The organism is Komagataeibacter rhaeticus, assembly GCF_003207855.1.
Taxonomy (GTDB): domain Bacteria; phylum Pseudomonadota; class Alphaproteobacteria; order Acetobacterales; family Acetobacteraceae; genus Komagataeibacter; species Komagataeibacter rhaeticus.
In genome coordinates, this window is sequence record NZ_NKTZ01000006.1 from 97,943 (window position 1) to 122,504 (window position 24,562).

Annotated in this window: 19 protein-coding genes and 1 tRNA gene; 10 read left to right on the plus strand and 10 right to left on the minus strand. The window is 64.9% G+C overall.

Annotated features, from left to right (window positions below):
* Positions 1 to 99: 99 nt before the first annotated feature.
* Positions 100 to 1,581, minus strand: a complete 1,482-nt coding sequence (locus CFR78_RS08495; RefSeq protein ID WP_110581082.1) for a mannitol dehydrogenase family protein — start codon at positions 1,579 to 1,581, stop codon at positions 100 to 102.
* A 256-nt stretch (positions 1,582 to 1,837) separates the two neighbouring features.
* Between CFR78_RS08495 and CFR78_RS08500 the strand changes: the two genes are divergently transcribed.
* The 4 genes from CFR78_RS08500 to CFR78_RS08515 all read left to right on the plus strand — a co-directional run bounded on the left by CFR78_RS08500 (position 1,838) and on the right by CFR78_RS08515 (position 6,494).
* Positions 1,838 to 2,956 (plus strand): glycosyltransferase family 4 protein, encoded by a 1,119-nt coding sequence (locus CFR78_RS08500; protein WP_034928259.1) that lies wholly within the window; start codon positions 1,838 to 1,840, stop codon positions 2,954 to 2,956.
* A 49-nt stretch (positions 2,957 to 3,005) separates the two neighbouring features.
* Entirely contained in the window at positions 3,006 to 4,523 is a 1,518-nt protein-coding gene (locus tag CFR78_RS08505) for a replicative DNA helicase (RefSeq protein WP_007400510.1), read from the plus strand.
* 314 nt (positions 4,524 to 4,837) lie between these two features.
* Positions 4,838 to 6,349: a YifB family Mg chelatase-like AAA ATPase gene (locus CFR78_RS08510; RefSeq protein ID WP_034928257.1), complete on the plus strand. Its 1,512-nt coding sequence runs from the start codon at positions 4,838 to 4,840 to the stop codon at positions 6,347 to 6,349.
* Positions 6,350 to 6,419: 70 nt separating this feature from the next.
* A tRNA-Val gene (locus CFR78_RS08515) sits at positions 6,420 to 6,494 on the plus strand.
* A gap of 220 nt (positions 6,495 to 6,714) precedes the next feature.
* On the opposite strand, the gene CFR78_RS08520 is transcribed toward CFR78_RS08515, so the two are convergent.
* The 3 genes from CFR78_RS08520 to CFR78_RS08530 all read right to left on the minus strand — a co-directional run bounded on the left by CFR78_RS08520 (position 6,715) and on the right by CFR78_RS08530 (position 10,110).
* Positions 6,715 to 7,095, minus strand: a complete 381-nt coding sequence (locus CFR78_RS08520; RefSeq protein ID WP_007400506.1) for a hypothetical protein — start codon at positions 7,093 to 7,095, stop codon at positions 6,715 to 6,717.
* Positions 7,096 to 7,218: 123 nt separating this feature from the next.
* Positions 7,219 to 9,108, minus strand: a complete 1,890-nt coding sequence (locus CFR78_RS08525; RefSeq protein WP_034928254.1) for a hypothetical protein — start codon at positions 9,106 to 9,108, stop codon at positions 7,219 to 7,221.
* A gap of 42 nt (positions 9,109 to 9,150) precedes the next feature.
* Positions 9,151 to 10,110, minus strand: coding sequence for a mitochondrial fission ELM1 family protein (locus CFR78_RS08530; protein WP_034928251.1), 960 nt, complete (start codon positions 10,108 to 10,110; stop codon positions 9,151 to 9,153).
* A gap of 81 nt (positions 10,111 to 10,191) precedes the next feature.
* On the opposite strand from CFR78_RS08530, the gene CFR78_RS08535 reads away from it, so the two are divergent.
* Complete coding sequence (locus CFR78_RS08535) at positions 10,192 to 11,322, plus strand: DEAD/DEAH box helicase (protein WP_007400502.1); 1,131 nt, start codon at positions 10,192 to 10,194, stop codon at positions 11,320 to 11,322.
* A gap of 167 nt (positions 11,323 to 11,489) precedes the next feature.
* A complete protein-coding gene (locus CFR78_RS08540; RefSeq protein WP_034928247.1) occupies positions 11,490 to 12,527 on the plus strand; it encodes a M14 family metallopeptidase in 1,038 nt (345 codons plus the stop codon).
* 107 nt (positions 12,528 to 12,634) lie between these two features.
* Here the strand turns inward: CFR78_RS08540 and glyA are convergent, their stop codons facing one another.
* Positions 12,635 to 13,924 carry a serine hydroxymethyltransferase gene (glyA, locus tag CFR78_RS08545; protein ID WP_276202624.1) on the minus strand — a complete coding sequence of 430 codons (1,290 nt, stop codon included), beginning with the start codon at positions 13,922 to 13,924 and terminating at the stop codon, positions 12,635 to 12,637.
* A gap of 200 nt (positions 13,925 to 14,124) precedes the next feature.
* Between glyA and CFR78_RS08550 the strand changes: the two genes are divergently transcribed.
* The 3 genes from CFR78_RS08550 to CFR78_RS08560 all read left to right on the plus strand — a co-directional run bounded on the left by CFR78_RS08550 (position 14,125) and on the right by CFR78_RS08560 (position 17,627).
* Positions 14,125 to 15,618: an amino acid permease gene (locus tag CFR78_RS08550; protein WP_007400497.1), complete on the plus strand. Its 1,494-nt coding sequence runs from the start codon at positions 14,125 to 14,127 to the stop codon at positions 15,616 to 15,618.
* A gap of 84 nt (positions 15,619 to 15,702) precedes the next feature.
* Positions 15,703 to 16,695: a porphobilinogen synthase gene (gene hemB, locus CFR78_RS08555; protein WP_034928244.1), complete on the plus strand. Its 993-nt coding sequence runs from the start codon at positions 15,703 to 15,705 to the stop codon at positions 16,693 to 16,695.
* A 143-nt stretch (positions 16,696 to 16,838) separates the two neighbouring features.
* A complete protein-coding gene (locus CFR78_RS08560; protein WP_007400494.1) occupies positions 16,839 to 17,627 on the plus strand; it encodes an arginyltransferase in 789 nt (262 codons plus the stop codon).
* A 122-nt stretch (positions 17,628 to 17,749) separates the two neighbouring features.
* Here the strand turns inward: CFR78_RS08560 and parC are convergent, their stop codons facing one another.
* The 4 genes from parC to rpsB form a co-directional block, all read right to left on the minus strand.
* The gene (parC, locus tag CFR78_RS08565; RefSeq protein WP_034928241.1) at positions 17,750 to 19,966 is read right to left on the minus strand and encodes a DNA topoisomerase IV subunit A; all 2,217 of its coding nucleotides are present in this window, start codon (positions 19,964 to 19,966) and stop codon (positions 17,750 to 17,752) included.
* 60 nt (positions 19,967 to 20,026) lie between these two features.
* Positions 20,027 to 20,818, minus strand: coding sequence for a DNA repair protein RecO (gene recO, locus CFR78_RS08570; protein WP_034928238.1), 792 nt, complete (start codon positions 20,816 to 20,818; stop codon positions 20,027 to 20,029).
* 48 nt (positions 20,819 to 20,866) lie between these two features.
* Positions 20,867 to 21,772: a translation elongation factor Ts gene (gene tsf, locus CFR78_RS08575; protein ID WP_007400490.1), complete on the minus strand. Its 906-nt coding sequence runs from the start codon at positions 21,770 to 21,772 to the stop codon at positions 20,867 to 20,869.
* Between the two features lie 109 nt (positions 21,773 to 21,881).
* Positions 21,882 to 22,667 (minus strand): 30S ribosomal protein S2, encoded by a 786-nt coding sequence (rpsB, locus tag CFR78_RS08580; RefSeq protein WP_007400489.1) that lies wholly within the window; start codon positions 22,665 to 22,667, stop codon positions 21,882 to 21,884.
* A 270-nt stretch (positions 22,668 to 22,937) separates the two neighbouring features.
* On the opposite strand from rpsB, the gene CFR78_RS08585 reads away from it, so the two are divergent.
* Positions 22,938 to 23,369 carry an OsmC family peroxiredoxin gene (locus tag CFR78_RS08585; protein WP_007400487.1) on the plus strand — a complete coding sequence of 144 codons (432 nt, stop codon included), beginning with the start codon at positions 22,938 to 22,940 and terminating at the stop codon, positions 23,367 to 23,369.
* A 97-nt stretch (positions 23,370 to 23,466) separates the two neighbouring features.
* Here CFR78_RS08585 and aroC read toward each other — a convergent pair whose 3' ends face one another.
* Positions 23,467 to 24,558, minus strand: coding sequence for a chorismate synthase (aroC, locus tag CFR78_RS08590; RefSeq protein WP_034928235.1), 1,092 nt, complete (start codon positions 24,556 to 24,558; stop codon positions 23,467 to 23,469).
* Between the last annotated feature and the right edge of the window lie 4 nt (positions 24,559 to 24,562).

Genomic DNA, 24,562 nt, shown 5'->3' on the forward strand with positions numbered 1-24,562 from the left:
CCCATGAAAAGCATGAGGTGCAGGAGCCAGGTCAAGGCCAAACTTATGAATAAAACGTGTGGAAAGCCCTTCGGGTTCGTGCGCCAGGAGCGGAATGATCTATTTCCCGGCGGATATAACCGTTGCCAGCGTGGCCCGCGTGCCGTGCGCGCGGATGGACTGGCGCAGGGCAACATAGGCCTGCACGAAAGCGGGATGCTCCGCCAGGCCCCATCCGGCCAGGGCGCTCATGCCCAGCGCGTCCTCCAGCCGGGAAGACGCGGCCAGGATGCGGTCCTCCTCCGTCAGGTGCGGCTCCACGATGACATAGGTTTCACCCCTGTCATCATGCCCGCGCAGGTATTCGGCATAACAGGCCACGACAAACGCAATGCGCGCCACGGGCCGGTGATGCGCGATCACGCCCATTGCGGTACTCCTGATGAACATGGGCAGCTTGGACGTACTGTCGGATGCGATGCGCAGCAGCTGGTCGCTTATGGCACGGTTGCGGAAGCGGTGCAGCAGGCGGCGGCCATATTCGCTTAGCGCCATGCCCGGCGGCGCGCTGAGCAGGGGTTCCGCATCATAACCCAGATACTGCTCGACCAGCGTGACCTCGTTCAGGTCCGCCATGATCTCGCTGACCACCCGGTAGCCCGACAGCACGCCCGACAGCCCCAGCAGGGAATGGGAGGCATTGAGCATGTGCAGCTTCACCTCCTCATAGGGCTGGACATTGTCGGTAAACTGCACGCCCACCGCCTCCAGTTCCGGGCGTCCGGCACAGAAACGGTCTTCCACCACCCACTGGATGAAATCCTCGCAGAACACGGGAATGCGGTCATCCAGCCCGCTTTCGGCATCCAGGCGGCGGACATCCTCGGCATGGACGGCAGGGGTGATGCGGTCAACCATGGTGCAGGGGAAGGTGACGTTCGCCTCGATCCACTGCGCAAGCCCCGCATCCTTCGCACGCGCCCAGCCCAGGAAGGCGGTGCGGGCCACATGGCCGTTCTGCGGCAGGTTGTCGCATGAAAGGATGGTGAAGGGACCGGCACCGCTCTCGCGCCGCTGGCGCAGGGCCTCGGTCAGCAGGCCGAACACGGTATGGGGCACATCGCGCTTCAGGTCCTCGGCAATCACGGGATGATCGATGGGGAAGACCCCGTTCTCATCCACGTAATATCCGCCTTCCGTCACGGTCATGCTGACGATGCGGATCGCCGGGTCGGCCAGGCGCGCGATGGTGGCGGCACGGTCGGCCGGGGCGTACATGTACTGCGTGATGGAGCCGATCACCCGGACCACGTTGGGCGCGTCAGGCGCGCATTCGGTCAGGGAATACAGGCAGTCCTGCGCCGCCATGTCCTGGGCCTTGGCCGCCTCATGCGGGTTTTCCATGAGACCGATGCCCAGTATCCCCCAGCCGGACTGCCCGGGGCGGGCCAGCACACGGTCCATGTAGACCGCCTGGTGGGCACGGTGGAAGTTGCCCACGCTGATATGCGCGATACCGGGCGTGACCCTGCCACGATCATAGGCGGGCACCACGATCGTGGGCGGCAGATGGGGCAGGGACGCTGTATTGAGTATGGTCATTACCATTTTCCATGGAAAGTATTGTCGACGCCTAATAAGAAACGCACGATGAGACAACCCGCACGGATGCAGCACCCCCCTGCGTGCGCCAAACGGCAGCCCCCCGTCACGGTTGCGGCGCGCGCGGCATGGCCCGTGTGTTTTCCAATGGACAAAACTGGCCTATTAACCCATCCCACCGTTGCATATCCGGTGCGCCGGTTCGAAAAATCAGGGCGCAGGGCCGGTTCCGGGCCGGACCTGCTGTTGGTAGTGAATGCGTATCCTCTATCTCATTAACAGCCTCAACGGCGGCGGGGCGGAACGGCCGCTGCCCGCCGTGATCGGGCTCATGCGGGCCTGCGGCCACAGCGTGCGGGTGGTGGCGCTGGCGCGCAAGGCGGGCAACGCGATTGCATGGCTGGAGGAAGCGGGCATCGATTACCACATCGTGGATGACCGTGACCCGCAGCACTTTGCCTCGCTGCGGCAGGTCATGGCCTATGTCCGCGCCAACCGGCCCGACATGCTGTGGACATCGCTTACCCGCGCCACGCTGTTCGGCCAGCTGATCGGCAGGACACTGGGCATCCCGGTGGCCAGCTGGCAGCACAGTGCCTATCTCAAGCCCGCCAACCGCTTCCTGCTGCGCCGCACGCGCAACATGAGCGCGTTCTGGATTGCCGATTCCGATTTCGTGGCCCGCGTCACCCACAGGCAGCTTGGCATCCCGCCACGGCGTATCTGCACATGGCCTCTGTTCGAGGCGGATGCCACGGCCATTCCCGCCACGCCATGGCGGGGAGAGGACGGGAACACGGTCTTCCATGTCGGCGCGCTGGGGCGGCTGGAACCGGAAAAGAACATGGAACTGCCCATTCGCGCCATGGCGGTCATCCGCGCGCGGATGCCGGGGGCACGCATCCATTTTTCACTATGCGGCAGCGGTTCGCAGATGGACACCCTCAGGGCGCTGGCGGCCGGGCAGGGCGGGGGAAACGTAAGCTTCGAGGGCTTCCAGCCCGACCCGCTGGCCTTCTGCCGCAGGCTGCATGTCTATGTCCAGCCCTCCCGCTTCGAGGGGCTGTGCATTGCCGTGCATGAAGCCATGCTGGCCGGGCTGCCGGTCATCGCAACGCCGGTAGGCGCCATTCCCGATGTCATCCGCGACGGGCAGAACGGTTTCCTGCTGGCTCCCCCCACGCCGGAAGCCCTGGCCGAGCGGATCCTCCATCTCTACACTCGCCCCGAACTGTGCGCGCGCATCGGCCGGCAGGCCCGCGCCGACATCCTTCACCGCTACGCCCGCGAAAGGGTGGAGACAATGGCGCGTGCCGTCATCCACCGTGCGGAACGGCTGGTGCGGGACTGGCCCCGCCCGGCGGGGGGGGCATGACCCATCATCGCCCTTCCGGTGGCAATGGAAGATCGGGTAGAAGGGCTGCGTGAATACGATCCAGAATCCCTCCTCCGCAGAGTCCCGGCAAAAGGACTCGCTTCTTGGCGTCTCGCAACGCCTGCCCCCGGCCAACGTGCAGGCCGAACAGGCACTGCTGGGCGCGTTGCTGACCAATAACCGGGCCTATGACCGGGTTTCGGACTTCCTGACCGGCGCGCATTTTGCCGAGGAGGTCAATGGCCGCATCTATGACGCCATCTCGCGCCGGATCGAGGCGGGGCAACTGGCCGACCCCGTCACCCTGCGCGCCGAATTCGAAAATACGGGCGTGCTGGATTCCGTGGGCGGCCCGGCCTATCTGGCCAAGCTGCTGACCTCCATGGTCGGCATCATCAATGCGGCCGATTATGGCCGGGTGATCCATGATGCGTGGATCCGCCGCCAGCTGATCGATATCGGTCAGGACGTGGTCAACAACGCCTTTGGCGCCCGCCCGGACCTGGATGGCCCCGACCAGATCGCCGCCAGCGAGGAAGCCCTGTTCCGCCTTGCCACCGAAAAGGGGCAGGATGGCGGCTTCATGTCGTTCGACCGCGCACTGACCGAGGCGCTGGACATTGCCCAGCAGGCCTTCAGCCGCAGCGGTGACGTGGTGGGCCTGACCACCGGCCTGCGTGACCTGGACAAGAAAACCGGCGGCCTCCATCCCTCCGACCTGCTGATCCTGGCGGGGCGTCCGGCCATGGGCAAGACGGCGCTGGCCACCAAGATCGCCTTTTCCGCCGCGCGTGCCATCATGGAAGAAGCGCGCGATGCCCCGCCCGATGCCAGGCCCAAGGGGTCGGTCGCCATCTTCTCGCTTGAAATGTCGGCCGAACAGCTGGCAACCCGTATCCTGTCCGAACAGGCCAGCGTGTCAGGCGAGAAGATCCGCCGTGGCGACCTGGGGCAGAAGGAATTCGACCGCTTCGTGCAGGTCAGCCGCGAACTGGCCCAGCTGCCGCTGCATATTGACGACACGCCCGCCATTACGCTGTCCGCCATGCGCACGCGCTGCCGCCGGCTGGCGCGCACCAAGGGACTCAGCCTGGTGGTGGTCGATTACCTGCAGCTCATGCGGCCATCGGTGGGGAGCAGGGCGGAAAACCGCGTGCTGGAAATCTCCATGATCACACAGGGGCTCAAGGCGCTGGCCAAGGAACTGTCGGTACCGGTCATCGCACTCTCACAGCTGTCGCGCCAGGTGGAGAGCAGGGAGGACAAGCGCCCCATGCTGTCGGACCTGCGTGAATCCGGGTCGATCGAGCAGGACGCCGATGCGGTGATGTTCGTCTATCGTGACCAGTATTACCTCCAGCAGCGCCAGCCCAAGGAAACCTCCTACGATTCACAGGACAAGTACCAGACCGCGATGGAGGAATGGCAGCGCAAGATGGATCTGGCCCATAACCGCGCCGAACTGATCCTGGAAAAGCAGCGCCATGGCCCGACAGGGACGGTGCACCTGTTCTTTGAAGGCGAGTTCACGCGCTTTGCCGACCTGGACATGGTGCACGACGTTTAAGGATAAGCTGTAAGCACGACACAGCCACCGGGTATTGCGCCGTGCTGTGGCATTGCGGCCACAGCCTGTGCCAGAGGCCGCCTGTCCCATATGGGACAGGCATAGTGCACAAACCTGCACAAAAGAATGGGACAGCGGTGCGAAGGGCAGCCGGGTGAACGGATCATCAGGCCCTCTTCCCCGCACCGCCATAAGTTTTATAAGAAATATTATGCCAACAAAATGCCGTGGACGGGTGGCCATGCCCGTAATCCGGCCTGATCCGTCATGTTCTCCAATGGTCAATCCCGTCCATATCCGGCATCATCACCATCATGACTGACACGGCGCTCGCATCCATCTGCGGTTTTGCTTTTTCCGGTATCGAGGCCGTTCCGGTCAAGGTCGAGGTCCAGCTTTCCGTGGGCCTGCCATCCTTCCTGATCGTCGGGCTGCCTGACAAGGCCGTCAATGAATCGCGCGAACGCGTACGGGCGGCGCTCTCCGCCATGGGGCTTGCGCTGCCTGCCAAGCGCATCGTGGTGAATCTGGTGCCAGCCAACCTGATGAAGGAAGGCTCGCATTTCGACCTGCCCATAGCCCTTGCGCTACTGGTGGTCATGGGGCTGCTGCCGGGCGACATGGCGCAGCGCCATGCAGCACTGGGCGAGCTTTCGCTTGATGGCGGCGTCAACCCGGTCTGTGGCGTGCTGCCGGCCGCCATGGCGGCATGTGGCCTGTCGCTGGGGCTGATCTGCCCCGCAGCCCAAGGGGTGGAAGCACGCTGGGCCAGTGACGCGATGGATATCCTGGCCATCCGCTCCCTGCCCGAACTGCTCAACCATTTCCGCGGCCAGCAGGTGATCGAACCGGTGGAACTGCCCGCACGGCCGGATACGGACCTGACCGCCCTGCCCGACCTTGCGGACATACGCGGCATGGAAACCGGCCGCCGCGCGCTGGAAATCGCGGCCGCCGGCCGTCATTCGCTGCTTATGGTCGGGCCACCGGGTGCGGGCAAATCCATGCTGGCCGCCCGTCTGCCCGGTATCCTGCCCGACCTGACCACGGCGGAAATGCTGGAAATCAGCCGTATCCACAGCATTGGCGGGCTGCTGAAGGACGGGCAGCCCGTCTGCCGCCCGCCCTTTCGCGACCCGCATCATTCCGCAAGCCCGGCTTCGTTGAGCGGTGGCGGCGCCCGTGCCCGCCCCGGTGAGGTCAGCCTGGCCCACCGTGGCGTGCTGTTTCTGGATGAACTGCCGGAATTTGCCCGTTCCGCACTGGAAATCCTGCGCCAGCCGATGGAAACGGGGTCCATCTCCATTGCCCGCGCCGCGGCCCATGTCACCTACCCTGCCCGCTTCCAGCTTGTCGCCGCCATGAACCCGTGCAAATGCGGCTATCTGGGCGATGCGGCACAGGAATGCCGCAAGGCCCCACGCTGTGGCGAGGACTATCAGGCCCGCCTGTCCGGCCCGCTGCTGGACCGATTGGACATGGCCGTGCATGTCGAACCCATGCCCCTTGCCCGCATTGCCGCACCCCGTGGCGGTGAATCCAGCGCCATCGTGGCCGCCCGCGTGATGGAAGCCGTGCTGCGCCAGCGCGCGCGACAGGGTGACGCCCGCAATGCCGAAGCCCCAATCGATGATTTCCGCATTACCGTGGCCGCGCGTGATTTCGCGGTTCAGGCCGCCGAGAAAATTCCGCTTTCCGCCCGTGGCTTTACCCGCCTGCTGCGCGTCAGCCGCACCATAGCCGACCTTGCGGCAAGCCCGGATGTGGAGCGCGCCCATATTGCCGAGGCCCTGATCTACCGTATCCGCCGCCCGGGCAGAAAATAGCATGATGGGCCTGTTTTTCCCCCTTGCGCCCCCGCCGCTGCTGGATTAATAAGACCCCACCGAAGCGGATGGGTGCGTAGCTCAGCGGTAGAGCATCGCCTTCACACGGCGGGGGTCACAGGTTCAATCCCTGTCGCACCCACCATCCGGTCTCTCCCCCCTGAAAATCAGATATTTTTGTGTGGTGCCGTAGTGCCTGCGCCGTGCTGTCCAGCACTTCTGGCGCCCAAAAGACCACCTTTGAAACATAAGGACGTTTCTGGTGGGTCCTTTTCCAAAAAGCTCCTGAAGAAGGCCGTCTTTTTAAAAACAGGCAACATCCAGGAAATTCCCGTTTTTATCAGTGATCAGTTTTCAAACGCGCCCTACGGCACCCGTGCAATGGCATCGCGGCACTTCACGTAAGACAGTTTGTCCCGAAACAGGAACAGCACATAGTAATCCAGCGTCCGCCGCCGCCTGCGGGTGGGGTTTGTATAGAACGGAAAGACATCGAACGGCCCGTCATACCCCTCCGGCAGCGGGTCGCGCGCGCTGATGCAGCGCACACGGAACAGCGGCGCATAGACCGTGGCATCCGAATCCGTGCGGCGGACATGGAACAGGTTGCGATGAAACCTGCGCAGGCGCTCGGGCAGGATGAAGATCATGTTCTGTTCAAGAAAATTCTGCGGCGGGTTACGATCACGCAGGTATTGCATGTCCTCGGGCATGTCACAGAAGAAATTGGTGTCCTGTACAATCATTCTAGGCTTCTGCCCCTTCCCCGTGGCGCCGTTTCAGATCCGGCGCGCACGGATCGCACGCCGAAGCTTTCCCATCATGGATGACCTTTCATATGGGCATCCGGTGCCTGTCTTGCAGGGGGATCAGAAACCGAACATGTGATCGAGCGAAAAACGGCCAGCCCCATCATCATGCCGCCCGTGATAGCCAAACAGGCGGCATGTGGTATCGCGTATGATCACATACCCCCCCACACCCGCACGGCGCAGGGCCTGCGCGCCAAAAATATGGTCGGGCCGTACCAGGCGGGAGCCGGACATGGGAATGGCGATCTTCTCGCACGCGATCACCTCGCCACTGGCGGCATGCAGGTGCAGCGACGTGTCCGACACCGCATGCCATATGCCCGAGGCGGGGTAGATCAGCCAGCAGAAGCTGTATGGTTCCTCGCATGCCGCCGTCAGGAACAGCCGCGTGCTCAGCCCGGGGGGAGAGCCGGCATAGGACTGCGGCTCCCCCCGATAGGTCATGACGGTGTTGAAGATGTGCGAGCCAAAGCTGCTTTCGGCCACATGGCCGCTCTCCCGGTCCTCATAACGGATCAGGGCATGCAGCCAGCCATCGGCGGTGCCCCCCTCGCGGAAGTCATAAAGCAGTTCCGCATGCCCGGCCTGCCGCGCAAGGGCGCCCACATCCACCATCGTGGCATGATCACGCGCGAGGCAGCCCGGAAAATGCGACCCGGTGCCCCTGCCCTCCGCATCAAAACAGTCCACCCTGACCGGCAGGGTGGACAGGCTTTCCGCCATGGGGGCGGGCAGCAGCAGCGTGCGGTAACGTGCCGGGTCCGGCACCGGGAACGGCAGCAGGTAGCCACGCCCGAAAAAACGCGGGTCCAGTTTTTCAATATGCGGGTCAGGCTTCAGGTCGGCGCGCTGCACGTTCAGATGCGCGATGCGGGTGCGCCCCCCCCGCGTCACCTCGTAGCGCGGGCGCACCACGTACCCTCCGGCACGGAATTCGATCTGCTCGGGCCAGGCCAGTCCGGGCAGGACATCGCCCATGTGCACGGCCATGGTCTGGTAAGGAGCCAGTTCGCGGTCAATGGGCACCAGCGCGTCCTGCCCCATGCGGTTGAGGTGCATGCTGCCCGCCGGTATGGGCAGCGCGTGGCTGTTCTGGACCCACAGCACCACGTCCTCCCCCGCCGCCGGGGCGGGCAGGTTGGCGTAACGGCTGGCGGGCCAGGCATTGGCGTCATGCGTGACGGACAGGCTGACATTCGCGTTGCGGCCCCGCGTCTCCAGCGCGTATTTGACCACGTCATGCCCCGCAATGCCCTGCGCATGGATGAAGAGCTGGCCGGTAAACGCCGGCAGACTGAAGCGCTGGCGGATCTCGGCACTGTCAATGACAATGGCCTGCCCTGCCCCCGGCACGTCCTGCTCCCATGTATGGAGTACCTGCCCGTCGCCATCGAACAGCCGCAGCCACAGCCTGACGCCGCGCGCGCCATAGCGTGCCCAGTAATTGGCGGTGACCAGACGGGTGGAGAATTCGGCGTCGTCACGGAAAAAGGCAAGGTTGGTGGCAAAATTCAGCCGGTCCAGATAGACATGCGCGACCGAAAGCATGGCAACGGGCAGGCGCACCGGCTCCAGCGTGTGCAGCACGACGCCCGGTGGCAGCAGGGTGGACAGACGGGCGCACATGGCCGCCTGGCTGAAATCAAGCGCCCATATCGCGCGCGCCGTGGTCTGGCGCAGGTCCACGACCGGCCGCAGCGCATGGCCCGCGCGGTCCTGCCCCACCTTTAGCGAATCATGTGTGTAGATCCCGGCCACGGTAATCGGGCGGGGCAGCAGGGCCAGCAGCGTGCCGGCCATGCCGTGCGGGTCATACAGCGCCACGGGGCCCGCACTGGCAAGCTGGCGTGCCAGCACGTCCAGCCTTTCCGCGGCCAGCGGGTGTGTAAGGGCCTTGTAGGCGATATTGCCACCCGAATGCGGGTCAAAAGTACGAATGCCGAGCATGGACCTGTTCTTATTCCACTCTGGACGCAAGCGGGAGGATTATTATTCAGGCAACCGCAGGCCAAGGTAATGACGCACCGCCTCGGCCGCCATCACCGTATCATCAAGCGGGCTGGCCGGCCATGTTTCCAGCCGCCCGGCAAAGGGGCGGATACGCCCCGCCTGCATCAGTTCCTGCAGGAAGTGCCCGATCCGGCGCGAGCGCCCCGGCAGGGCCGCCACCATGACCGGGGCCGTGGTTGCCACGGCCTCCGAAATCATGGAGACACTGTCCATCGTCACCACAATGGCATCCGCGCAGGCCAGCAGCCCCAGATAGGGGTTGGGGCCGGACTGGTCCCAGATCCACGCATCCGGCCCCGCCAGCGCGTGGCGCAGTTCAAGGCAGACCTCCGGCGCGGTGCGGCGTGAGGGGGTCAGGGCAATCCCCACACGGTCGCGCCGCATCATGGCGGCAAGCCCCGCCGCCAGCGACGCCCCCTCCGCCCTGCCCAGCCGGAAGCGCCCGTTGCCCCCCCCCACCAGCACCGCAACCAGCGGGCGTGGCAGATGGGCAAGGCGTGGCGCCCATTCCACACATGCCTGCGCCAGCCGTTCCGGGGTCACGCCATGCAGCGCCGTGCGGGTCAGGACCACGTTCGGCCCCGCAATCCTGTCGTGCCGGTTGGCGATGACCAGGTCAAAGCGGTCGGGCGGCAGGCGGGGGTTCTGCACCTGGATCACCCGCGCGCCCTGCCTGCGCAGCGCCGCCCCCACCGCACCGCCACTGCCGCCAATGCTGATGACGGGATGCGCCAGGTCATCCGCCGCCAGCCCCAGCGGCTGCACGGCGCGCAGGGGGGCGGGCCACCACGCCGCCGGTACATGCCGCCACACGCCGCGTGGCACCAGCGCATGCAGGCGTGGCTCCAGGCCTGCACGCTGCGCCAGCCCGAATGTCTGCGAACGCATGCCGGCCAGGTCTGCCGCGATAACGGATGCAAGATGCGGTACTGCTGTCATCGCGCCATGTGGCGGGATGAGACGGAGCGCGTCAATGCCCGGCCCCTTTTGTCCGGCGCCCAGCCGCGCTAAGGGACAGCAATGAACGAGACAGAACCGACATTTTCCGGCATGGGGCTGGATGGCCGCGTGGTGGCCGCCCTGGCACGGATGGGGCTGCAGGCGCCTTCCGCCATTCAGGGCGCGGTCATCCCCCCCGTCATGGCCGGACGGGATGTGGAGGCACGCGCGGGCACGGGCAGTGGCAAGACCGTGGCCTTCGCCGCCCCCATCGTGTCCATGCTCATGGCGCGGGAGACCGATAACAGCCGTGTCCGCTGCCTTGTCCTTGCCCCCACGCGGGAACTGGCGGGGCAGATCGCGGGCGTGCTGCGGGGGCTTGCGCGCGGTGGCGGATTGCGGGTGATGCAGGCCACCGGGGGCACCGCGCGCGTGGCACAGGCCAGGACACTGGCGGACGGGACCGCCATCGTGGTGGGCACGCCCGGACGGGTGACCGATCTTGTACACGGGGGGGAACTGGATCTTTCGGCCGTCGGTATCTTTGTGCTTGATGAGGCGGACCGCATGCTCGACCCCGGCTTTGCCGAGGAAATGCTGGCCCTTGCCGCCGCCCTGCCGCCACGGCACCAGACCCTGCTGTTTTCCGCCACCCTGCCACCCGCCATGGCCGAACTGGCCGCCCGCCTGCTGCACCGCCCCACGCGCGTCAGCATGGCGGTGGAAGACGCGCCGGCGCCCCGCATCGCGCAATACGCCATTTTCGTGCCCATGCGGCACAAGACACAGGCCACGCTTGCCTGCCTGCGGCAATACGGCACGCAGCGCGTGATGGTGTTCGTGCGCACCCGGCAGGAAGCCGATGGCGTGGCGCGTGCCATATCGGCGCTGGTTCCCGCCATTGCCATCCATGGCGACCATTCACAGGCAAGGCGCGAGCGCATGCTGCGCGACTTCCGGCAGGGCCGCGTAGGCGTGCTGGTGGCCACCGATGTCATGGCGCGCGGAATCGATATTGACGATGTGGCCCTGGTGATCAACCACGACATTCCCCCCCAGCCCGAATCCTACGTGCACCGCATTGGCCGCACCGCGCGCGCGGGGCGCAGGGGGGTTGCCGTGGCGCTGTGCGCGCCGGAGGAACGTCAGGCGCTGCGCGAGATCGAGCGCCTGACGGGACAGCGCATCCGCATTGCCAGCCTGCCGGAATAGATGCCGCTGGGACACGGTCATGGATTTGTCATGCGCCATCGCCGCAGGTGGCCTTGCCGTCGGGTGAAGGCTGGCTAAACTGCATTGCATGATCACGCGCCACGCCCTGCACCCCCATGCCCCCGGCATGACAGACGCGGCATGCCCCACGCCGGGGCGCACATGACATGACATACGGGCCGGAGGATACGCCGCTGCCGGTGCGCGTTGCGCGGCCCACCCCGTTTCTTGACCGCCTGCCCCCTCCGCCTTCCCGCCTGCCCCGATGGACGGTCGGGATCACCCCGCCCGACCTGTCACCCTGGCTTGGGGGGAACTGCGGCATACCGGGTGTCATGCATTACGAAGGGCGCAGGCCGGGGCCGCACGTGGTGTGTGTCAGCCTGATCCACGGCAACGAGTTTTCCGGCGCCATCGTGCTTGACCGCCTGCTGCGTGCCCGCGTCCGCCCCCGCGCGGGACGCCTGTCGCTGGTTTTTGCCAACCCCGCGGCCATGGCCCTGTTCGACCCCGAAGCACCGGTCCGGGCACGCTGCGTGGACGAGGACATGAACCGCGTCTGGTCGCCCGACATGCTGGAAAGCAGCCACACGTCGCATGAACTCGATCGCGCGCGTGAACTGCTGCCAGTCATCCTGACGGCGGACAGGCTGCTGGACCTGCATTCCATGCTGTGGCCGGGCGACCCGCTGCTGCTGTCGGGCATCTCGACCGCCGGGCGGCGCATGGCGCGGCGCATTCGCGGGGTGGATATATGCGTGGCCGACCGGGGGCACAGGGGCGGGTGCAGGCTGATCGACCATCCCCGCTTTACCGGGGGAAAGGCAGCGGCCTGCCTGCTGGAAGCGGGACAGCACTGGCAGCAGGCGACGGTGGACCGGGCCATGCAGGCCGTACTGTCCGTAATCGGCCCATGCTGCGGCCTGCCGGGGGGGGATGAAGGCCCCTTGCCCCGGCATGACAGGGTGGTGACCCATGTCGTGACCGCACGGACCGGCATGTTCCGTTTTGTCCGACCCTTCCACGGGGGGGAAATCCTGCCCCATGCCGGAACGGTGGTGGCGCATGACGGGGGGGACGACATCCGCACCCCTTACCCGCACTGCATGCTGGTCATGCCCAACCTGCGCCCGGCACGCGGCCATACCGCCGTGCGCCTGGCCCGCGTGGATGCCGGCATGAATGGTAACGGCCCGGCATCCTGACCACGGCGCGCCCGCGCGTTACAAAAAAAGAATGCCGCCTTTTTGAAAAAAGGCGGCACCCGGAAACTTTTGTCTTTTTTGTCAAAGCGTTATTTTAAAGCCGTCTTTCAGGCATAGATGGGAAAGCGCGCGCACAGCGCCTTGACGCGCGCGTGCACGGCCTGCTCCGTCCTTGCACAGCCTTCCTGCCCCTCGCTTTTGGCCAGGGCGGTCAGCACCTCGTCAATCATCAGGCCCACTTCATGGAACTCCGCCTCACCAAAGCCACGCGCCGTCGCCGCCGGGCTGCCCAGACGGATGCCCGAGGTCACGGCAGGCTTTTCGGGATCAAAGGGAATGGCGTTCTTGTTGGCGGTGATGCCCGCGCGTTCCAGCGCGCGCTCGGCCGCGCGGCCCGTCACACCCTTGGGGCGCAGGTCCACCAGCAGCAGGTGGCAGTCGGTGCCGCCGGTTACGATGTCAAAGCCGCTCTTGACCAGTGTTTCGGCCAGCACGCGGGCATTATTCGCCACCGCTTCCTGATAGGTGCGGAAATCGGGGCGCAGCGCCTCGCCAAATGCCACGGCCTTGGCGGCGATGACATGCATGAGCGGACCACCCTGCAGGCCGGGGAACACGGCGGAGTTGATCTTCTTGGCCAGATCCGCGTCATTGGTCAGGATCAGCCCGCCACGCGGCCCGCGCAGGGTCTTGTGGGTGGTGGAGGTCACGACATGCGCATGCGGCACCGGCGACGGGTACAGCCCGGCCGCCACCAGTCCGGCAAAATGCGCCATGTCCACCATCAGGTAGGCACCGACCTCATCGGCAATGGCGCGGAAGCGCGCGAAATCGATGATGCGCGGATAGGCGGAGCCACCGGCCACGATCAGCTTCGGCTTCTCGGCGCGGGCCAGGCGCTCCATTTCCTCATAGTCAAGCAGTCCGTCCTGCGCGCGCACGCCGTACTGCACCGCGTTGAACCACTTGCCGGAATAGTTGGGGGCGGCGCCATGGGTCAGGTGGCCACCGGCGGCCAGGCTCATGCCCATCACGGTATCGCCCGGCTTCACCATGGCCATGAAGGCGGCCTGGTTGGCATTGGCGCCCGAATGGGGCTGCACATTGGCGAATTCGGCGCCAAACATCTGCTTCACGCGTTCGATGGCCAGGGTCTCGACCTTGTCCACTTCCACGCAGCCACCATAATAACGGCGACCGGGATAGCCCTCGGCGTATTTGTTGGTCAGCACGCTGCCCTGGGCGGCCATAACGGCGGCGGACACCATGTTCTCGCTGGCGATCAGTTCGATACCGTCGCGCTGGCGGACCTTTTCCGCATCGATAATGGCGGCCACATCGGGGTCGACTTCGGCCAGAGGGGCGCGGAAAAACTGCTTGAGTTCAGTCTGGCTGATAGGATCCGGCACCGTCATGTTTCTCCATTCATTGGATCGGCTGTCATTTCCGGGTAGGAGACGGATATGACACATAGGGGAACAGGCCTGCTATGTGCGCCATATCATGGCGGTTAGACAACGCCAAAATGATGGAGACGGGCTGATTTGACTGTTGTAGCATTTCCCACCCCCACCCGGGCCGCCCGCCAGGACATGCCATGAACACACGCCTGAAGTCCGGTCTGGCGCAGGCGCTGCTGCGCAGGCTGCCCGTAGCCCCCCCGGCGGACAGTGCGGGGCTGAAACGCGTGCTGGGCCTGGGCAGCCTGATCGCCCTGGGCGTGGGGGGCACGATCGGGGCGGGCCTGTTCTCGCTGACCGGCATTGCCGCGGGCAGCAACGCGGGGCCCGCGGTCGTCATATCCTTCGCGCTGGCGGCGGTGGCCTGCGCCTTTGCCGGGCTGTGCTATGGCGAACTGGCGGGCATGATCCCGGCGGCGGGCAGCGCCTATGTCTATGCCTATGCCGCACTGGGGGAACTGGCTGGCTGGGTGATCGGGTGGGACCTGGTGCTGGAATACACCGTGGGCGCCTCGGCCGTATCGGTCAGTTGGGCGCGCTACATGCGCTCCCTGCTGGATGGATGGGGCATTCACCTTGCCCCCCGGCTCATGGCCTCGCCCTTCGAGGTGGTGGGCATGGCCGATGGCCAGCCCGTGCACGGCATTGCCAACCTGCCGGCCGTGTTCATCATCGTGGCGATATCGGTGCTGCTCATGCGCGGCATCGCGGGTTCGGCACGGATGAACATGCTTGTCGTCATCATCAAGCTTACGGTCATCGCCGCCGTCATCGGCTTTGGCCTGCCCTACATAAAAATGGCGAACTACACCCCCTTCATCCCACCCAACACGGGTACATTCGGGGAATACGGGCTTTCGGGCATCCTGCGCGCGGCGGGTACCGTGTTCTTTGCCTATCTGGGGTTTGACGCGATCTCCACCGTGGCACAGGAAACCCGCAATCCCGGCCGGGACATGCCCATCGGCCTCATGGCCAGCCTGGCCATCTGCACGGCGGTCTATATCGCGTTTTCCTTCGTGCTGACGGGCCTGGTCAATTACCATGCCATGGCAGGCGACGCCGCCCCCGTTGCCACCGCCATTGACCAGACACCGTTCGGCTGGCTGAAGGCTGCGGTCAAACTGGGCATCATATGCGGCTTCCTGTCGGTCATACTGGTCATGCTGCTGGGGCAGAGCCGGGTGTTCTTCGCCATGGCGCGTGACGGGCTGCTGCCGCCCCTGTTCGGCCGCACCCATGCCGGATGGGGCACACCCGTGGGTTGCCACCTGTTCTTCATGGTGGTGACGGGCGGGCTTGCCGCCTTCCTGCCCATCGAGCAGCTGGCGCACATGACATCGATCGGCACCCTGCTGGCCTTTGTCATCGTATGCGTGGGGGTTATCGTGCTGCGCAGGCGTGAACCCGACCGGCCACGGGTATTCCGCGTGCCCGGCGGGGCCGTGATTCCGCTGGCCGGCATTGCAAGCTGCCTGGTCATGATGGTCTCGCTGGACGGGCTGACCTGGCTGCGGCTGGTGGGCTGGCTTGCCATCGGCATGGTGGTGTACGGGACATACGGCATGCGTCACAGCCGGCTGGCGACGACACGGGGCAAGGACATGCCTGCCATGCGGCACACGCCCTGATGGCGGCAGGATTACCGGATCATAATTTGGCGCGGGGTGGCTGCGCGATCATAGTCATCCCTTCCCTGAATGGAGTTGGATTGGATGAGTATCGGTCAGTTTCCCCAAGTAAGGCTGCGGCGCAACCGGCACGACCGGTTCACACGGCGGCTGGTAACCGAAAACACGCTTTCGACCGATAACCTGATCTGGCCGATCTTCGTGACGGAGGGGACCGGCTCGATCACCGATGTCGCGTCCATGCCCGGCGTGCAGCGTGTCAGCCTCGACCGGCTTGCGGCCCATGTGGAACCGGCGGCGAAGCTGGATATCCCCGCCATTGCCCTGTTCCCCATCACCCCCACCGAACTGCGTGACGAAGCCGGGACGGAAGCCACCAACCCCGATAACCTGATGTGCCGTGCCGCCCGGCTGCTCAAGCAGGAATTTCCCGAAATCGGCCTTGTGGGCGACGTGGCGCTTGACCCCTATACCAGCCACGGCCATGACGGCCTGATCGAAGGCGGTTACGTGGTCAATGATCCGTCCGTCAGAATCCTGACAACCCAGGCGGTCAACCAGGCGGCCGCCGGAATCGACATCATTGCCCCGTCGGACATGATGGACGGGCGCATTGGCGCCATCCGCACCGCACTGGACGCAGGCGGGCTGGTCAATACCCGCATCATGTCCTACGCCGCGAAATACGCCAGCGCTTTCTACGGCCCGTTCCGCGATGCGCTGGGTTCGGGCGGGCTGCTGACGGGCGACAAGAAAACCTACCAGATGGACCCCGCCAACAGCGACGAGGCCCTGCGAGAAGTCGGCCAGGACCTGCTGGAAGGCGCCGACATGGTGATGGTCAAGCCCGGCATGCCGTATCTGGATGTAATCCAGCGCGTGCGGCAGGAATTCGCCGTGCCAACCTTCGCCTATCAGGTCTCGGGCGAATACGCGATGCTTATGGCCGCGATCCAGAATGGCTGGCTGGACCGTGACCGCGTGATCCTGGAAAGCCTGATGTCCTTCCGCCGCGCGGGGGCGAATGGCGTGCTGACCTATTTCGCGCTGGATGCCGCCCGTCTGCTCCGGGGTTAGGCCCCCCTGCGTGAAAGCATAAGCCCGTGACCGGATAGTTGATGCCTGCAACCAGAAGAATATGATAACCGTATAGGACAGCGGCAGTCCATTTTTCCTGTTGGCCGGACTGCCTGTTCCTGTTTTCCGGCTGGTGAGAGCGCATGACCTATACATCGCCACGGCATCCGCAGCTGTTCTACACCACGGCCCCCATGCCCTGCCCCTACCTGCCGGGGCGCATGGAGCGCAAGGTCGTGACCGAAATTGGCGGGACGGAGGCGGTCGCCTTCCATAACCGCCTGTCACGCGCGGGCTTCCGCCGCAGCCACACCATTGCCTATGCCCCGGTCTGCGCAAGCTGCACGGCATGCACGCCCATACGCGTGCCGGTGGCGCGCTTTGCCCCCAGCCGTACGCAGCTGCGCATAAGGCGCCGCAATGCCGGACTGCGTGCAACCCGCGTCCCCCCGCGTGCAACGCCGGAGCAGTACACCCTGTTCAGCGCCTACCAGTCCATCCGGCATGTGGGGGGGGACATGGCCTCCATGACCTTTCCCGACTATCGGGCGATGATCGAGGATACCACGGTCGAGACCTTCATGATCGAATTCCGTGACACGGAAGGCACGCTGGCCTGCGTGGCGCTGGTGGACCAGCTGGATGACGGGCTATCCGCCGTTTATGATTTCTATGATCCCGGCCAGCAGCACAGATCACTGGGCACCTTCGCGGTGCTTCACCTGATTGACCATGCCCGCATGCTCGACCTGCCCTACCTGTATCTTGGCTACTGGATAAGCGAGAGCCGCAAGATGGCCTACAAGGCCCGCTTCCGCCCGGCCCAGATCATGACACGCGGCGTATGGCACGACCTGGACCTGGCTGACTACGCCAGCCAGCAGGCGCATGAAAGCGCCTTCCTGCCGGACGGAATGTTCCGCCCGGCATAACAGGCTGTATTAGAAACCGCTTGAAAACAACTTATTGACAAAAAACAATAAAAGTTTCCGGGAGCCGCCTTTTTTGAAAAGGGGCACGCGCCCCGGCAATTTCTGTTCCTTTTTGTCAGTATTCAGCCACGCGGCCTGCGGGTGGCCCATGCGGGCGCGGGTTTGCCCATTTCCGCGCGCTTGCCTACATAATCCTTCAGATCGGCAAAGGCGCGCACGCGCGCGGGATCGGGCCACGCCACACCCGCATCGGCCGTGAACACCACCGCATCCTTCAGGCCGCCATCCTTGTATTTCTGCAAGATGACACCAAGGCCGCGCGCCATTTCAGGCAACTGGTCCAGCGGAAAGACCAGCATGCGCCGGTTCTGGCCCAGCACCAGCACATGATCCCCTTCCGCCGGGACGCAGATCAGGGCACTTTCCCGGTCCTTCAGGTTGAGCACCTGCCTGCCGGTGCGTTTTTCCGCCGTCATGGCCGATTCCGCCACGATCATGCCGCGCCCCGTGCTGGACGCGAGCAGTCGCCTGCGCGCGTCATCCAGCGGGAACATGGTGATGATGTCCTCATCATTGGACAGGTCGATCAGCAGCCGCAGCGGCTGGCCATCACCGCGCCCGCGCGGCAGATCGGCCACCCGCAGGGTAAAGGCACGCCCGTCGGTCGCGAACACGCACAGCCGGTCATTGCTGTAGCATTCGACCGCCATGCCAAGATCATCCCCTTCCTTGAATTTGAGCGCCTGCGGGTCCTGCCCATGGCCGCGCACGGTACGGATCCAGCCCTTCTGTGACAGGATGACCGTAAGCGGGTCGCGTTCGACCGGCAGGGCGGCTTCCACATCGATTTCAACGGGGGCATCGGCCAGCAGGCTCCGCCGCTTGCCCAATGTGCCGCCGCCAAAGGTCTTCTGGATATCCTTGATCTCGCCCGCGATATGCTTCCACCGCTGGCCTTCGTTCTCCAGCAGGTCGTGCAGCGCCTGTTTCTCGGCACTGAGCCTGGCGTGCTCGTTGCGGATCTCCATTTCCTCCAGCCGCCGCAGGCTGCGCAGGCGCATGTTGAGCACCGAATCCGCCTGCAGTTCGGTCAGGTCAAACGCCGCGATCAGGGCCGATTTCGCATCATCTTCCTCGCGCACGATACGGATCACCTCATCCAGATTGAGGTAGACCGCAAGGAAGCCGTTCAGGATTTCCAGCCGCCGGTCAACCGCCTGCAGGCGGTTGGCGCTGCGCCGCAGCAGCACGTCATGGCGGTGGTCCAGCCATGCCTGCAGCACCTCCTTCAGGCTCCGCACGCCGGGCACCTGGTCGGCCCCCAGCACGTTCATGTTCAGTCCGAAGCGGCTTTCAAGCTGGGTCGCGCGGAACAGTGTTTCCATCAGCACCGCAGGCTCGATGCCACGGGATTTCGGCTCCAGCACCAGCCTTATGTCGGTCGTGCTTTCATCACGGATATCGGCCAGCAGCGGGAGCTTCTTCTGCTCCATAAGATCCGCCACCTGCTCGATCAGGCGGGATTTCTGCACCTGATACGGGATTTCGGTCACCACGATCTGCCATGTGCCGAAACGTCCCTGCTCCACATCCCATTTCGAGCGGATGCGGAAGGAACCACGCCCCGTCTCGTAAGCACGGAGTATGGCGTCCCGGTCCTCGACAATGCTGCCGCCGGTAGGAAAATCGGGACCGGGCATATGGGCCAGCAGTTCCGCCGTGGTGGTGGCGGGCTTGCGGATCAGGGCCAGCGCGGCCGCGCAGATTTCACCCACGTTGTGGGGCGGGATCGATGTCGCCATGCCCACGGCAATACCCGCCGCCCCATTGGCCAGCAGGTTGGGAAAGGCCGCCGGCAGGACGACGGGCTCATGTTCCTCCCCGTCATAGGTGGGACGGAAATCGACGCTGTCCTCGTCAATCCCTTCCAGCAGGGCCTTGGCCACCGCTGTCAGGCGGGATTCGGTGTACCGCATGGCGGCGGCGTTATCACCATCGATGGAGCCGAAATTGCCCTGGCCTTCCACCAGCGGGTAGCGCACGGCAAAATCCTGGGCCAGCCGCACCAGCGCCTCATAGACCGAGGCATCACCATGCGGGTGGTATTTACCGATTACGTCACCCACCACGCGGGCGCATTTCTTGAACCCTGCGGTGGGGTCCAGCTTGAGCTGCTGCATGGCATAGACCATGCGCCGGTGCACCGGCTTCAGCCCGTCACGCACATCGGGCAGCGAGCGCGACATGATGGTTGACATGGCATAGGCCAGATAGCGCTCGCTCAGCGCATCGGCCAGCTTGGTATCTTCAATATGGCCGGCTGTTGTATCCACAGGCATGCGATCTTCCTCCCGCAGGTGAACAGATAGCGAAACTTTGGGGTTTGTCCAATGGTTCTGTCAGCCCGGCGGGTTGGCCGGGTCTTCTTCCCGCTCACCATCAGCGGGGATGTCGGCCCTGCGGGCGATCATGTCCGCAAGCCTGCCCCGGGCCTCGGGCACCGGGCGGTGGCGCTGGCCAAAGGCGTCGCGCCGCAGGAAATGGCCTGAAAGCCGCAGCCCGTCATGCCAGTCCCGTGGCGTAGCAACCTGCTGCGGATGCAGGATGAAACCGGGCAGTGGCAGCAGGCGGTCGCGCCACGCCCCCGCCTTTTCATCCGATACCGCCCGCCCGGTGCGGGGCGAGACCCAGCGCAGATCCTCACGGCTGCCACCAAGGGCACAGCCGCCCAGGTCCAGCCCGAACCCCAGATCCGACAGCAGCATAAGCTCCCACCGCACGATCTCGGGCATGGCTTCGGCCTCCGCCCATTGCGGGTCAAGGCTGATGCGCGCCAGCAGGCTGGTCAGTCCCTGGAATATGGCCGGATGCGGCTCACGCTCGGGCAGGCAGTCATCGGCCAGCGCGCACAGTGAGGCCAGCATGGCCAGCGGCAGCGGATAATCAAGGATACGCGCGGCCGAGGCATGGACCGTCTCGGCGGTAATGCTGCCCAACTGCTCGGGCAGGCGCGCGGTCCAGCGCGCACGCACCAGGTTGCCAGTCTGCCATGTCGCACGGCCCCGGCTGGCGGAGCCGCCACGGGCCAGACCATGATACAGGCCGTACTCGCCGGTCAGCACATGCACGATGGCGCTGCCTTCCCCATAGGGGGTGGCCGAAAGCACAAGGGCGGGTGCCTCCCATTCCATCAGGAGACACCCGCCCTTGCACGTAAGGAACCGGAAACCGGCAAGTTTTTACTGACCTGCGGCCTTTGCCACTTCAGCGGCAAAGTCGTTTTCTTCCTTCTCGATGCCTTCACCAAGCTGGAAGCGATCGAAACCGGTCAGCTTCGCACCCGCCTTCTCCACGATCTTGCGCACGCGGCTCTCGCCATCATGCACCCAGATCTGCTCCAGCAGCACCACTTCCTCGTAGAACTTGCGGATACGGCCATCGACCATCTTCTCGATGATCGCATCGGGCTTGCCCGACGCCTTGGCCTGCTCCACCAGCACCGCGCGCTCACGCTCCAGCGCCTGCGGGTCAACGCTGTCCACATCCAGCGCCGCCGGACGGGTGGCGGCAACATGCATGCCGATGCGGCGGCCCAGGTCTTCCAGCGCCTCGCTGGCGGAAGGGGCCTCGACGGCGGCCAGAACGCCAATCTTGCCAAGCCCGGGGCTGACCGCGCCATGCACGTAGGTCGCGACCACGCCAGACGGCACGCTCAGCACGCGGGCGCGGCGGATGGACATGTTCTCGCCAATGGTGGCGATCAGGTGGGTCAGTTCATCGGCAACGGTGCGGCCGCTTTTCAGCACGGCGGCCTTCAGCTTTTCCAGATCGTCGCCAACGCTCAGGGCGGCATGCGCCACTTCCGAGACGAAGTTCTGGAAATGCTCGTTACGCGCCACGAAGTCGGTCTCGGCATTGATCTCGACCATGGCGGCCTTCAGGTCCGTCTGGGCAACACCCACCAGACCTTCCGCCGTGACACGGCCGGACTTCTTGGCCGCGGCCGAAAGGCCCTTCTTGCGCAGCCAGTCGATCGCGCCTTCGATGTCGCCTTCGGCTTCCTTGAGGGCCTTCTTGCAGTCCATCATGCCCGCGCCGGTCTTCTCACGAAGTTCCTTTACGAGTGCTGCAGTAATTTCCGCCATTATCCTGATACTCCTTACGACAGGCGCACGCCCCGCACTGTCTGCGGAGCGTGCGCCTGCCCGTTCAGTTGCACCTTGCGGCCATCATGCCGCGCTGGTGCCGGTTTTCTTATTCGGCGCTCGCTGCGGCTTCGGTCACGGCCGTTTCCACCGCCGGGTCAACCGGCAGTTCCTCGGACGCGCCGAAATCCTCGCCCGACGCACCCAGCTCGGCGGAGATGCCATCCAGCACGGCGGAAGACACGAGTTCGCAATACAGCGCGATGGCGCGGATGGCGTCGTCGTTGCCCGGGATCGGGAAGGTCACGCCACGCGGGTCGGAGTTGCTGTCCAGCACGGCCACAACCGGGATGCCCAGCTTGTTGGCTTCCTCGACCGCCAGCTTTTCCTTGTTCGTGTCGATCACGAACAGGATGTCCGGCAGGCCGCCCATTTCCTTGATGCCGCCGAGCGAACGCTCCAGCTTCTCACGGTCTCGGGTGATGTCCAGGACTTCCTTCTTGGTCAGGCCCTGGGTGCCGTTTTCCAGCATTTCGTCAATGCTGCGCAGGCGCTTGATCGAACCGGTGATGGTCTTCCAGTTCGTCAGCATGCCGCCCAGCCAGCGGTGGTTGACGTAATACTGGCCGCAGCGCTTGGCGGCTTCGGCAATCTGGTCGGCTGCGGCGCGCTTGGTGCCCACGAACAGCACGCGGCCACCACCGGCCACGGTGTCACGGATCGCCTTGAGCGCGCGGTCCAGCATGGGAACGGTCTGCTGCAGGTCGATGATGTGGACCTGGTTGCGCACACCGAACAGGTACGGCGCCATGCGCGGGTTCCAGCGGCGGGTGTGGTGACCGAAGTGAACACCGGCCTCAAGCAGCTGGCGCATCGTGAATTCAGGCATCGCCATGTCGGCTAAATCCTTGTGTCTGGTTTATCCTCCGTGAAGCACGCCCTTTGCAGGACACCAGAGGTTTTGGCTTCACGTGTGAATTGGCCCCCACATGGGGCCGTGGCGGGATATGGCCGTTCCCGACGCATATTGCAAGACCCGCGGGACCGTCCGGGCAATCGTGATGCAACTTTTTTACCATCATCGGGTTAGCCTGCGCACGGATGCCATGCCATCCATCGGCGCGCGCGCCCGATATCCCGATCACGGACAAAGGACCGATCCCCCATGGCGATCACCAAATACGCGACAGCACACTGGTCAGGCGGACTGAAGGACGGCAGGGGCGAAATCTCGACCCAGAGTGGCTCGCTGCGGAACCAGCCCTATGGTTTCAACACCCGTTTCGAGGGCAGCCCCGGCACCAACCCCGAGGAACTGCTGGGGGCGGCCCACGCCGCATGCTTTGCCATGGCGCTATCGGGCATTCTGGGTGGCGCGGGGCTTACGGCCACGTCGCTTGACGCGAAATCCGAGATCGTCCTGGAAAAACAGGGCGAAGGCTTTGCCATCACGGCCGCGAAGCTGACCCTGGAAGCCGCAATCCCGAATGCGACGGAGGAACAGTTCCGGGAACTGGCGGAAAAGGCCAAGGCAGGCTGCCCCGTTTCCAAGCTGTTCAACGCCACCATCACGCTGGATGCAAAGCTGAAGGGCTGAGCTGCCGGATGGCGCGGGGCGCACAGGCGTTCCGCGCCAGACCTCGTACCACGCCAGACCTGCCACCCCCGGTGAAGGGCATCTGCCAGCCGTCAGGTTACAGGATCACCGGTTCCAGATTGCCCACCTGCCCCCGGTGGCGCAGCAGGTGATCAGCCAGAACGCAGGCCATCATCGCTTCACCCACCGGCACGGCGCGGATACCGACACAGGGGTCATGACGCCCCCTGGTCATGACATCCACGTTCTCCCCTTCGCGCGTGACGGAGGGAACGGGCGTCAGGATTGAACTGGTCGGTTTGACCGCAAAACGCGCAATGACCGGCTGGCCGGTGGAAATGCCACCCAGCACGCCGCCCGCGTGGTTGGAAGCGAACCGGACCCTGCCGTTTTCCATGCGCATCGGATCGGCATTTTCCTCCCCCGTCAGGCAGGCGGATGCAAACCCTTCCCCGATCTCGACCCCCTTGACGGCGTTGATGCTCATCAACGCCATGGCAAGGTCGGAATCCAGCTTGCCATAGATCGGCGCGCCCAGCCCCGGCGGCACGCCTTCGGCCACCACCTCGATCACGGCGCCGATGGAGGAACCGTTCCTGCGGATATCCGCCAGATAGTCTTCCCACACCGGCAGCATGCCCGCATCCGGGCAGAACAGCGGATTGGCGTTTACCAGATCCCAGTCCATACGCGCGCGGTCAACCGCATGCGGCCCGATCTGGACCAGGGCTGCACGAATGCGCACGCCGCCGCCCAGTACCCTGCGCGCCACGGCACCGGCGGCCACGCGCATGGCCGTCTCCCGCGCGGAGGACCGGCCGCCGCCACGATAATCGCGGATGCCGTATTTCATGTCATAGGCCACATCGGCATGGCCGGGGCGGTAACGGGTGGCGATATCACCATAATCACGCGAGCGCTGGTCGGTATTGCGGATCAGCAGTGAAATGGGGGTGCCTGTCGTCCTGCCTTCGAACACGCCGGACAGGATCTCGACCTGATCGGCCTCCTGCCGCTGGGTGGTGAATTTCGACTGGCCGGGCCTGCGGCGGTCCAGCCAGGGCTGGATATCCGCCACGTCAAGCGCCAGACCAGGCGGGCAGCCATCGATCACGCAGCCAATGGCGGGGCCGTGGCTTTCCCCCCATGTCGTGACACGGAACAGATGGCCGAAGGTATTATAGGACATACAG